Genomic DNA, 12,129 nt, shown 5'->3' with positions numbered 1-12,129 from the left:
TATTAGGACTGTAATGTTGGGCAAATTTACTAAAATTTGCTAAAATAGGCGGCACTTTTATCCAAGGCGCAAATCATGACCCAAATTAGTAATCAAGAAATAGAAAAAACCCTGCGTAATTCAGAGTGCCTTATTAGTAGTATCGAAGTTGCTGCTGCTTATGAGCGTCTTGCTGCCCAGCTTAACCTACACTATGCGGGATTAAATCCTATCGTCATGGTTGTAATGAATGGTGGTCTTATCCCAGCTGGTCAATTATTGACGCATCTGACGTTCTACCATCGTATGCATTATATTCATGCATCACGTTATCGTGACAACGAAGGCACCAGCGAACTTGATTGGAAATTCAAACCTGATGTTAGTATCGAAAATGAGCACGTATTGCTGATTGACGATATTTTTGATGAAGGTATTACTTTAAAAGCAGTCGTTGAAGAACTGAGCAAAGAAAAGCCTTTATCGATTGAATCTTGTGTTTTACTTAATAAAGAACACGATCGTAAAGTTGCAGATTTTGAGGTAGATTTTGTGGGTATCAATGTTGCAGACCGTTATGTTTACGGCTGTGGTATGGATTTTCATGGTTACTTGCGCCACTTACCTGGCATCTATGCAATCAAAGAAGATAAAGTGTAAAGCTTATACCTGAATCCTAAAAAAGCATCCGAATTGGATGCTTTTTTATTAGCTGAAGCAAAAGTATGGCTAAGGATAGTGACTAAAATTGTAGTCCTAAACCAGTATGACGCTCAGTTGGGGTTTGAACTGCTTTTTCAAATGCGTACTTTGTACTATAGATAGTCACTTGTTTTTTAGCCCGCGTCACCGCTGTATAAATAAGCTCTTTGCTGAGCAGTCTGGCATGACTATTGTCAAAAGTAATGGCAACATGATCAAACTCAGATCCCTGTGACTTATGAATGGTCATTGCATACGCAGTCGCAATCACTTCTTCATTCAGTAGATTAACAGCGATACCTTGTGACTTGTTTTCAAAAAAAACCTCTAATTGACCTCTCTCATCCCCTGTCTGCAAACAAAAACCGATATCCCCATTAAACAATCCTAGCTCATAGTTATTTTGCAGAACCATAACTGGACGACCATGGAACCATGTATTTTGTCCCAATGGTAGTTTTAGTTCTGTACGGTGCCACTGGGTGAGGTAATTGTTGATATAGTGATCGCCCCATTCACCATTATGACCAGCACTTAGAATTCTAAATTGGTTAAACAGTTCGAATAGTGATGCGACTGTTTCATTTACTGATTCTGGCATGGATTTTTCTACTGGATTCTTTAGTAGATTCTTAATCTTTGCTATATAAGGATGGTAGCTTTTTAAAATTTCTTTGAAAATTTTATATTTACTTAGGCTATTTTTTATATTATTATCATTTAAATCGTTTGTCTGTATCGTATTCACATATTGAAAGCTCAATGCATCATCTTGTTTTAACAGTTGCCAAATTTGTTGAGTGTCTGTTTCTGCTTTATTGATTTGATACGCAAGTTTACCAATGCCTGATTCTGCACTAAAACGGCGGCTTTCAAGCAGTTCAGCATGAATGGATTGCAGCATCGGAATACGGCACAAATCAGCCAATACTGCTCCTGCATCTACCGCCGCTAATTGGTTAGCATCTCCTAACAATATTAGCCTTGCGCCTGGTCTTACAGCGCTAACAAGATAGTTAGCCAACTCAACACCTAGCATTGACGCCTCATCAACAATGATAATATCCTCACCCAATGGATTGGTGGCATCATAACGCGGTCTACCCGTTCGACCGATGCCTAGCAAACGATGGATGGTTTTGGCTTCTTGTAATTGCATTTTCACCTCTGACGCATCTAGAGCCGCTTGCAAAGACTCTTGCATACGCTGTGCCGCTTTACCCGTCGGTGCTGCAAGCGCTAAGCTTGCGCTATCTGTACTGAATCTAATGCTCTCCTGTTGTTCATCCCTACTCTCTGTGGCTTGTTGTAGCGCAATGACGAGCTGAGCGACTGTATAGGTTTTACCTGTCCCTGGACCACCAGTGATGATACTAAACGCATTATTGTTGGCAACATTGATGGCTTTTACTTGTTGTTCATTTAGATGTTTGGGTATTGATAATTTCAGAGGAGTTATTTGTTGATCTAAAATAGTACTAATATGCTTTGCTAAGTTAAACTCTGCCTGCCAAGAGCGATGTAGCCAAAAAATTATAGATATTGCTGATTTTTTTTCATCTTTGGTTTTTTTATATATAATAGGTTTATTGTCTTTACTTAGGCTATTTTGTTTCGCAATATCAGTTGTCACTTCTGCGAATAAAGCGTGTTGGTTAACCAAATTTATGAAAAAAGCCAAATCTGTATTTTTCAGTAATTGATATAAGCTAACAATCATAGTAAAGCGCTTGTTTAGCATCTCTTTTTCATGGTTACTAAGGGTAAGCTGTGTCCAAAGCTGCCCGCCCTTATCGAATAATATCTCCAGCAAAGAAAACAGTGATACGTCAGCTATCAAATCTTCTTCTACTTGTGTATTGATTTGGGTGTTTATCAGGGCAAAAATTGGTGTTGCTAGCATGGTTAATAAGGTTTTTTGCCATTTATATAACACAACGACCTCATGATTGACTTGGTCTTGCAATGGCACTTCATCCTCAGCTTCCTCAACAGTTAATACTGTATGTCCCTCTTCTAAATGCGTCGCCAGCATCACGAAAAAAGCTGTGAATAAATTACTGTCTTCTGCTTTATCGACTTGCTCGCTATTGATATCAGCTTTTGTATGCGTCGTGTGATACGCTACCTGCGTCTGCTGACGGCGTAACAGAATATAGTCACTGAGGCTGCTGGCCCAGCTTTCTTGTATCCCAATCGCGGCCTTACTCTTATTGTTATTACTCATTGTCTACTTGTCTCTATATTGATCTGTTTAATCGATACAATCTTATTGTATGGCTGACTTGGATAGCTGACTTATATTTAGTACTTAGGAATCTGGCGTGCCAAACAATGTGTCTAATCCTTTAATAAAATCAATTGGAATATCCCAAGTCACCAATCCATAGTGCTCATTAGGTGATGCGTTACCAGCATGCTCACTCGTATTGGGTGATACAGTATCGATTGCATCGGCATGTGAACCATATACGCCACGTAAAAATACATACTCCACAGGGCCCAGATATTTCTCTTCATTGCCTGTGTAATCACTGATTCTCATGGAGAGAAACCGATGCAACGCTACTTGATAAATGGCTGCTTGTAACCAATAACCCGCTTTTGACATTGCCTGCTTGAGTGTATTTTCATTATAATCGCTTAGGCTATTTCCTAAAAAATTACTCTTATAATCAACCACGTAATACTTGCCCGCATGCTCATATACTAAGTCAATTTCACCACGAAGATAACGATATAAATGCATTTTATTTTGTGGCACCAAATTGACGTGTTTGTCTGTGTCATCAGGCAGATGCTGTTGAAACAATTTATTGATGTCCTGTGCTTTGAACTGCTCTGACAACCCCATATTAAATTCTAATTCGGCAAACCGCTGACTGGTGCTAAGAGAACTTAAGGGCTGGTTGGATGCCAATAACGGTGCTTGTATCACCTCTTCAATCCAATCGATTAATGCGTCATGCTTCGTCGTATCTATCAAATCCGCCTCAATAAGGCCACCTGCTCCACCCTCTTGCCCTTGTAATCTACGACTTTGCTGCTTGGCACTGCTATAAACGAGCGGTAATTGATAGCTACTAACGGCTCTATCAATCACTCCAGACCACTGCGATTTATTGATAAAATCAATTTTTTCAAATACTTCATGCAAAAATGTACCAGCATTCGCCCCTTTAACAAAAGTAAAGCGGATATCATCTTCCAACTTGAGACTCAGTTCATTGACCTCTTTAAGAGAGTCGCTGCCATTAGACAATGGATCAGTTGGAGCAGATTCGCTTCTCATATCAATATCTATGGCATCATCAATACGCTCATCTGCTATCACCATCGCTTGTGCCGATTCGCCCAACTGACGGGCAAGCGCGGTAAAACTGGTCTTCGCCCAGCCATAAAAGTAGTTGGTTTTCATGATCTTTGAAAAAGCATCGTACTCAATAGACTCTGTCATGGGTTTGATCAACGTAAGCTGGGTTGCATCATTCAAGCCTGCTCTTGCTGAGTTGGCATGTTTCGCAGAGCTGTCATTATGGAACTCATTGACTCTATGACCTCTAATCATGCCTATCGTGCCTTTTAGCCGATCAGGTAACTCAAAATTTGCCTCTGGCGCGTCAAACCAATAAAACACAGGCTTTAAGTGAGAATTTACATTTTTTTTCGGTTCTTGCAACACTATATATAATTGCTCACTGGCACGCGTAAATGCCACATAACCGAGCCTACGCAGTTCATCAAAACCTTCATTGGTCTCTATCTCAGTATAGTAATCGTCTGTGGTGGCGGAGCCTTGCAGTGGTGAAAAACGGCGCTGATTGCCTATCAATTGATTTTGTAGTGATTGCTGCGCTAACGCGGAAGGGGCTTGCTCGGCATTATATAAATACAATCCATACTTCTCATTGGTGCCTGATTTTCGGCTAGCATCACCCATACCCAGCACATAGACAATAGGGAACTCAAGCCCTTTTGACTTATGAATAGTCATCAGCTGCACGCCAGACTCTGTCGGTAGTGGGTACTGTTTGGCCCAATCACTATTGGGCGCGGCATCTATGTGCTGCCTAAACCAAGCCAGCAATTCATGCTCGCCCATGCCCGTGCCATACTGCGCCAACACATCCATTAAATGGCGTAGATCCATGATATGCCGATCCCCGTCAGCGTGCGCTGCCAAAGATTGCCAAACGCCTTTTGACTGTACAGGATTTCTGTCCAACAAGTAATGTAGCGCCGACAATATGCCAAAATGCTGCCAGCGCTGCGCCCCTTCTTTTAGATAGGTAATAAAGTCTTGATAGCTTTTTTTGTTCTCAGTTGTTGGCGTATTTTTTGAATGAGCGCGCGTTGTGCTATCGGTCTCAACCATACCTGATTCATGGTCTGTCATCATCGCTTTGACGTCTTTGATGCTGAGATCATAAAGGTGACTGGTCAGTACCCGATTGATCATGTCATGTCGGTACGGATACAGCATGGCGCTGAGCAGTGCTGCCAAGTCTTCTGCCATGATAGTCTCAAAAATACTGACATCACTGGTAGTCAAAGTCGGTACGCCCAGCTTCACTAATTCGTCTTCAACTCGCTTTAAATCTTTTTTGGCACGTGCCAGCACGCCAATATCACTAGGCTGAATGGCTTTGCCTTTTAGTGTCTGATCACTGCTGAGCAAAGTGGCAATATGACGCGCAGTGATTTCATGCTCATCGTACTCAAGCTCGACGTCTTTACCATTAGGCAAATGCAATACGCTCACTGGCTGAGCAGAGAGCACCTCAGTCACCAAGTCGCTGTTTATCATGTCTTGATGATTAAACCAAGACAGCTGATTTTCAGGTCGTGATGCTTTGATATATTGGTAGTAAATACCGCCACCCAGCTGCGACAGTTTATTATTATTAGTTGTTGCTGTTGGCATACCAAACCAGCAGTTTAGTGCATGAATCACACCGGCATTTGAGCGGCGGTTGGTATCGAGCGTCCAACGACTGCTGGTATCAAACTGGGCTTTCATATAGTTGTAGTTGGCCACATCGCCACCACGAAACCCATAAATGGCCTGTTTTGGGTCACCCACCAATAGCAAAAACTCACGATTGGCTTTATTAGAACCTAATGGTTTGTCTTTTTGCTCTTGTGTTCGCTTATTTTTTGGCAAATAAATGCTTTCAATCATAATGGCTTGCTCACCATTGATATCTTGCGACTCGTCGATTAACGCCACTGGATAATGATGACGAATATAACGTGCCAGCTTATGCCCTTGTCGCCCTGTTAGTGCTTGGTTTAAACGCACCATTTGTAAGCTAAAGGTCGTCTCCCCTCGCTCTTCTAAAATCACTGGCAGCCTATCACGTACGGCAAGCACAATGTGACGGTTAAGATTGGCCAAAACAGTGTTTATGTATTCATCCAGCTTTTTACTTTGTTCAATGTATCGTTTGAAATCACGAACGACTTGCAACTCGTTAAATATTAAGTTCACTCTTTCGCCATCTTTTGGCTTATAGAACTGCTTACCTATATCGTCCGTCTTCTGGAAAGCTTCAATCAATTTACTGGTTTTCTTATTTTTATCAGATATAAACTTATAAGCAGCTGGACCAAACTCCTGTAAGTTTTGAACGATTTTTGACCAAAAATCTCGGTTATTGAGTAACTGCCCTTTCGGAACTTCATAATACTCACCGTCAGGCTTAAAGAAAATATCAAGCTCCTCGCTGTGCTCAACAATAGTATTTATAAGCCGTTCGTAACCCTCAAACGAAAAATCACTTACCACAATCTCATCAATTGACGCAGAAATAAAATTAAGCGAACGAGAAACAAACTTTTTATGATCGCTCACTGCTGTCAGTTTTCCTTGCTGATCCATCAATGCATACAGCTTAGGCTGCTCATGATATAAGCGGCTTTGAAATTGGCGCAGCTCATCATGAATGATGCTGTCGGTTACTTGCTCAATACTGCTGTCTTCAATGATCGCCATACCTTGCTGATGACCAGTTTCGCTGCTGTATTCGGTCAACCATTTTTGCGCCAAACTATCTAACGTACCGACAAATAGCTTATCCAATGTGGTTAATACCAGTGCGGTGCGTCGCAACGCCTCTGCCATCGGGTAGCTATAGACATGATCTAATAAATAACTCACTAAATGTAAGTTGATAGGATCTTGCATGATGTTATCTAAGCGCACATATTTGGCTTGCTCTATCAACCAATTGTCACGCGCATCTTTTGCTTGGACACGCTTTTCAGTTGCAACTTGCTGGTCATGGGTAAAATCTTGATTAAGCTCATCAATGTCTGTCTGAGCGTTTGAATCAATACTTGTGTCATTATCTGCTTGTCTACCCTCCTTACTGTCAGGCATTATCTGTAATACATCGGGATATAATATAGTTCTGTTCTTGGTGTCAGCACTTAGATTATTAATCCATTGTAATAGCTGATAAAAATCCACCAAACGGTCATGAATACGCTGACGCATCTCCGCTGCAGCCGCGCGCGTAAAAGTCGTGGCAATGATTTGCTCTGGCGCGCGCCGTGCTTCAATTAACAAGCGCAGCACAATACCCGTTAGCGTCCACGTCTTACCAGTCCCTGCCGACGCTTCGATAAGGTGCTTACCCGTTAACTCGACGTCCACTGCTGGTATCGCCTCTGCCTTAGGCTCAGCCATCAAGGTCAAATCATCACATTCATTTAAATAGTCGTCAAATAAATGCGGTTGTGTAGAGATATCAGTTGTGTCACTAAAGTCTGTCATATAAGCGGATACTTTTCATTATTATCTACAAGGTCAAAATCTATGAGGTCAAAAAAAATTAAGCAAAATGAATTGGGCGAAATAAACTTATGCTAGCTAATTATCTAAACCGCTTAATGCAGAAAACATCGGCTCATACAGTGGTTGCGCCAAAGTGGTCAATGCCCCTGATAGCGCCTTAAAAGCATCTTGATCACGCAATAGATACTGCCAAATGGCATGTTGCGCGCAAGTATCGTATACCGCGTCTGAATGATAGCTAGGCCTTAACCAGTCAGAAAAATCTGCTCGTTTTGGCCAATAACGCTCAGTTGTGCTCTCATTTTCTTCAGCTTTTGCGCACTTACCAAGGTAACTGAGTGCATACTCAGGCAATAGTGTAATCGGTACTTGTCCTGACAGATTGCCAAAAATCGCCCACTTGATCAGCTCAATGACAGCATCTTCATACACAATAGGACTTAGTCTAAATGTCATCGCATTTTTATAACTATCCACTTGTGAGCTGGGTTTATTAAAGCGCCAAATGCTGACACCATCATTCAATGCCACTTGTTCAGTAGTGGTGCGTCTGGCGACTTGCCAATATAAATGCGATAACCAAAACTTGAGTAAGTGTCTGGGACTGGCTGAGTTGGGTAAGATATTTAACCACTGCTTGGGGGATTGCTCAGCATAAGACAGGTTTGGCTGGTTATCCGTGTCTGTCAATACTGATGACGGTGCTGACACGGGCACTAATATCGGTACTGAGCCTTTTATTTTAATAGAAGTAGGCAGTAGTGTACGCCATGTTTCTATTGTTGCCTGACAATTTGAATCGCTGTCTGATTGATGATGGCTCGCATTTAAGAGTATTGCCAAATCTCTGACTTCAACAGGTTTTTCTATCGTTGGGGTAAGCAGCTGCAAACCATTGCTCTCTAATGACTCATCGTAATCATCGCCCATGCTGAGACCATCGAATCCATTAGCAATTAGTTGTTCTCTAAATTCGGCACATTGCTGTTGTAATTTTTGCTTTTGGTTAGGTATGGTGGTTTGGCGAGCCACCCCTGCTGGTATCATTTTTTGATACATCATAGTGGCGTTGGCGTTTTCAATGGATACATCACCCTCACTTGACGCAGTTGCATCGGCCACCAATGACTGAATCAAATGCTCTTTGATCTGATAAGTCGTCAGATTATCCAAAAATAACGGCTCTTGATACGCCATCGCTTCTTCGCCTTGTACCACATGCACTTTTTGAGTACGTAAAAATGCTTTGGCAGGGTGACGTACCTGATAGACCAACCCTCCTTCGATATCTATCTCTCCAATATCAAATAAGGTATCAGCAAGCACTTTAGTCGTACTATTGACATCAGGAATATGATCTAGCGCTAACATATCAGTCAATACAGACAAAGTCTGGTCATCTATTTTTCCCAATTGACCAATGCCTTGACCAAGCATCGTCGCGATTGCTTCGTACTGTGCTCTATTTGGTAAGCCAACCAATTGCGCGTGCTCACTAGCTACTCTACCGTTTAAGGTGTTGAACACAGCCTGCCATAATGGCGCGGGTGGAAATTGTTTTTTTTGTGCCAATTTGGTTTTACGCATGGCTTTATTTAATAAAGTATCTAGTTCATCGGATACTGTGACGAAATGATGATCATGAGCGTCAACAGTGGACTGACCCTCACTGACAGATGCGTTACTCTGGACTTCCTGCTCACCATCGTCTTCCACGTCTGTCTCAAACAGGCTACGATGAAAAGGCAGTGCTGGATGCTCAGTCACCAGCCATTGTTTAATCAATTTAGGTAAATAGCGTTTGAGACTCTCAGTCGTTGGATCGATATTTTCAGGCAAGGTTTCAAGCGAATTTACTTGCCACTGTACTTCACCCTGCAAAAACTGTAGCAACTCACTGACTGGATTGGCTGGTAAGTGCTCATGCGTATCCGTTAGGCTTTGACCATTATAAAATATCCAGCACGCACTACGTGCACATAGCAGCGCATCCAAAAATGCGCCATTGTCATCATCTTCACTGACTCTATCACCGCGACGAGCATTAGTGGCTTTAATCAAGTCATATCGATTATCACGGTCACGCGCAGGAAACTCAGAGAGATCCATGTTAAGCATGACAACCAATTCAAAAGGCACGTTCCTAAGTGCGCCAAATCGACCAAACGTAATCACGCCCGTTGGCTCAGCACTAACTTGCTGACTTTCTAACTCGTCCTCGATACTGTCTAACATAAAGCTTAGCTTTAATGGTAGCTGCTCAACACCTGCCAGCCTTTGCTCAACTTCTTGATTAGCACTATCACCACTAGAATACTGTCTATAATGACGATTGGCGCGCAAACTTGACTTAAAGCCGTTCATGGCGTTATATATGGCGCGCATCGTCCGCGTCTGATCGACATCGCCAAAGTAACGATGGATCACTTGCGTCTCAATCTGATCGAGCCAGTCTTCGGCTTTCATTCTTTGTGTATGATCGTCACGCCGCTCAACCAAACCTATATAGATACGGCTAAGGGCCTCTACAATCATCGCGTCATTTAGGCTCACTTGTGGCAACGGCAAACTCATCTCAGGCATTGCTGTATTCGCCCAATCATCTTCATGTAAAGGATATAAACAATCGCTCAAACTGGCCTCTGGCATCACCAGTCCTAAAGCCAATCTGTCTAATGCTTGAGCAAAACTAAAGCGATAATCGTAGTCATTAGCGTCTAAGGTTTGCTTGAGGTGTCGCTCATCAAACCCGCGGATAAAACCTGCTTCTATCAATAAATCGCAACCACGGCTCATTTGCTCATGAGTCAGGCCAAAGCTTTCAAACAAAGGCGGCAACATCAGCCAGTCTAAAACCTCAGCTGCTTCAAAACGGGCGCTATGACTGCCTAATAATTTGTAGAACCCGATAATGGCTTCCCATAACTGACGAATATCAGTATCGACAACACCCGTTACCTTTGCAGGCAGAGTCAAACCATCTTGACCTTTACCACTGACGAATATAGATCCAATGAGTGCATGATGGCGCTCAACATCGGGTAGCAACACCACAATGTCAGATATGTGGCGTTTTTTTTCATTGGGTTTAGTGGGTTCGTTGAGCCAGCGCCCAATCATGATACGCAGCACTTCAAGCTGACGTTGTAAATTATGGCATGAATGAATGCTTAGGCTATTATCTTGCGACGATATGTCCCAAAAACGATCCTTTTCAAAGCGTTTATTTTCTAGCACCTCATCGTCGTACCAAGGCGTATCTGACGCTTCTTGCTCAAAGCCCAACTCAATTTGCTGACTGACCGCTTCTGACACTTTTGCCGCTGTCGCTTGTTGTGTTGATTGCTCATCCAACATCAATACATCGTTTTGCAAACGTCGCAATAAGCTTGGGCTATGTTGCGTCTGCTGATAAGTGTCATCATTATTATAGATATTGTCATTAACACCTTGATCAGTCTCATCACCAAACCCATCATCAAAATTGTCTTGCCATTCTACAAGCGCCTCTTGGTACTGCTCATTACCTGATAGATTGGCAAGCATGGCAAAGGTATCACGAGACTGTTTGCCCAAACGTGACAGCAAGCTGTGACCATAATCGCGTAAAAACACACTTTCAGGATTGATAATTTGTTGACGCTGTAACCACGACTTATCGACGATATCTGCCCAAAATAGCTTTGAGGGATTGTAGTGTAATAAGGTGATGTCCATGTATTGCGATAAGCGCTGTAAAAAATCAAGCTCAGTCTGAGGCAATTGTTGAATGGTAAAAATGCGCAATACCTTAGGCAATTGATCACGCTCATTTGCCTGATTGTGCTTCAAAGCTGACCAAAAGTTGTCCTCAATGGTCACACGGTGCTGATGAACATCAGCAAACAAATGCGACCATAAGAATCGCTGCGCAGCTTCCAGCTCCACATAATGCTCCACCAACCATTCAGGCGTACCGCGCGCATATTTGTCAAAGCGCAATGATAACGCGTCTTTGTCTGCGATCAGTGCATCTACATTCAGTGGCTTATTATGTGACCATAACGCCAGCCAATCCTCACGATGAGTTAAGTAACGGTTAAACACTCTAGCCAAATCACTGGCCAGCTGCCAAATACGCGCATCTTGTTGCGCCTTATCTGGTTGTACCATGTCTGACTGTGGCGCGTCTTGTTGCCCATTTTCTTTTGGCTCATCAATCAAAGAGGCTAGTAGCGGATGTACAGGATGCGCTTCATTTTTGACAATCAACTCTTGATAATAAGTCAGATATCCAAACAGTCGCCACTGCATCACTGTTGGCGATAATACGGCAACTTCAGGCACATTTAACACAGCCATCTCAGGGTTATGCTCTAACACATAGTCATTATGGCGACTTAGCACGTCCTGCATCAGCGTCCACTGATATTGACCCCAAAATTTGGTACGCACCAACGTACTAATGCCAGCACGACTGGCAATCGTCTTGTCCAACCAGTCACCCAATACCATAGAAGGCACAATGACAATAAAAGGCTCGAACACAGATTGGTTCTTTGACTGATATTGCACAAGCAATTGATCGACGAGTTTTTCGGTACGGTGCGACTGAATAATGGTAAACATAGCGGATAATCTGATTGGAGTAGTAGGATAATAAGACCGAC

Annotated in this window: 4 protein-coding genes; 1 reads left to right on the top strand and 3 read right to left on the bottom strand. The window is 42.6% G+C overall.

All coding sequences use genetic code 11. The features are described 5' to 3' along the window. Positions 1–75: 75 nt before the first annotated feature. Entirely contained in the window at positions 76–639 is a 564-nt protein-coding gene (locus CZ794_RS10880) for a hypoxanthine-guanine phosphoribosyltransferase (protein WP_062844549.1), read from the top strand. Between the two features lie 82 nt (positions 640–721). Here CZ794_RS10880 and recD read toward each other — a convergent pair whose 3' ends face one another. The 3 genes from recD to CZ794_RS10865 form a co-directional block, all read right to left on the bottom strand. Beyond that, positions 722–2,908, bottom strand: a complete 2,187-nt coding sequence (gene recD / locus CZ794_RS10875; protein WP_087041595.1) for an exodeoxyribonuclease V subunit alpha — start codon at positions 2,906–2,908, stop codon at positions 722–724. 84 nt (positions 2,909–2,992) lie between these two features. Then, a complete protein-coding gene (locus CZ794_RS10870) occupies positions 2,993–7,459 on the bottom strand; it encodes a UvrD-helicase domain-containing protein (RefSeq protein ID WP_087041594.1) in 4,467 nt (1,488 codons plus the stop codon). Between the two features lie 96 nt (positions 7,460–7,555). Next, positions 7,556–12,088, bottom strand: coding sequence for an exodeoxyribonuclease V subunit gamma (locus CZ794_RS10865; RefSeq protein WP_087041593.1), 4,533 nt, complete (start codon positions 12,086–12,088; stop codon positions 7,556–7,558). Between the last annotated feature and the right edge of the window lie 41 nt (positions 12,089–12,129).

Source organism: Psychrobacter sp. JB385 (assembly GCF_900163785.1).
In the GTDB taxonomy this organism is placed as follows: domain Bacteria; phylum Pseudomonadota; class Gammaproteobacteria; order Pseudomonadales; family Moraxellaceae; genus Psychrobacter.
Note: the sequence above shows the minus strand (reverse complement) of the source record. Positions and strands in the feature narration are given on the sequence as shown.

What these genes read in the sequence shown, in the direction of transcription:
- CZ794_RS10880 (WP_062844549.1), top strand. Translation starts at nt 76, where the DNA reads ATGACCCAAATTAGTAATCAAGAAATAGAAAAAACCCTGCGTAATTCA.
- recD (WP_087041595.1), bottom strand. Translation starts at nt 2,908, where the DNA reads ATGAGTAATAACAATAAGAGTAAGGCCGCGATTGGGATACAAGAAAGC.
- CZ794_RS10870 (WP_087041594.1), bottom strand. Translation starts at nt 7,459, where the DNA reads ATGACAGACTTTAGTGACACAACTGATATCTCTACACAACCGCATTTA.
- CZ794_RS10865 (WP_087041593.1), bottom strand. Translation starts at nt 12,088, where the DNA reads ATGTTTACCATTATTCAGTCGCACCGTACCGAAAAACTCGTCGATCAA.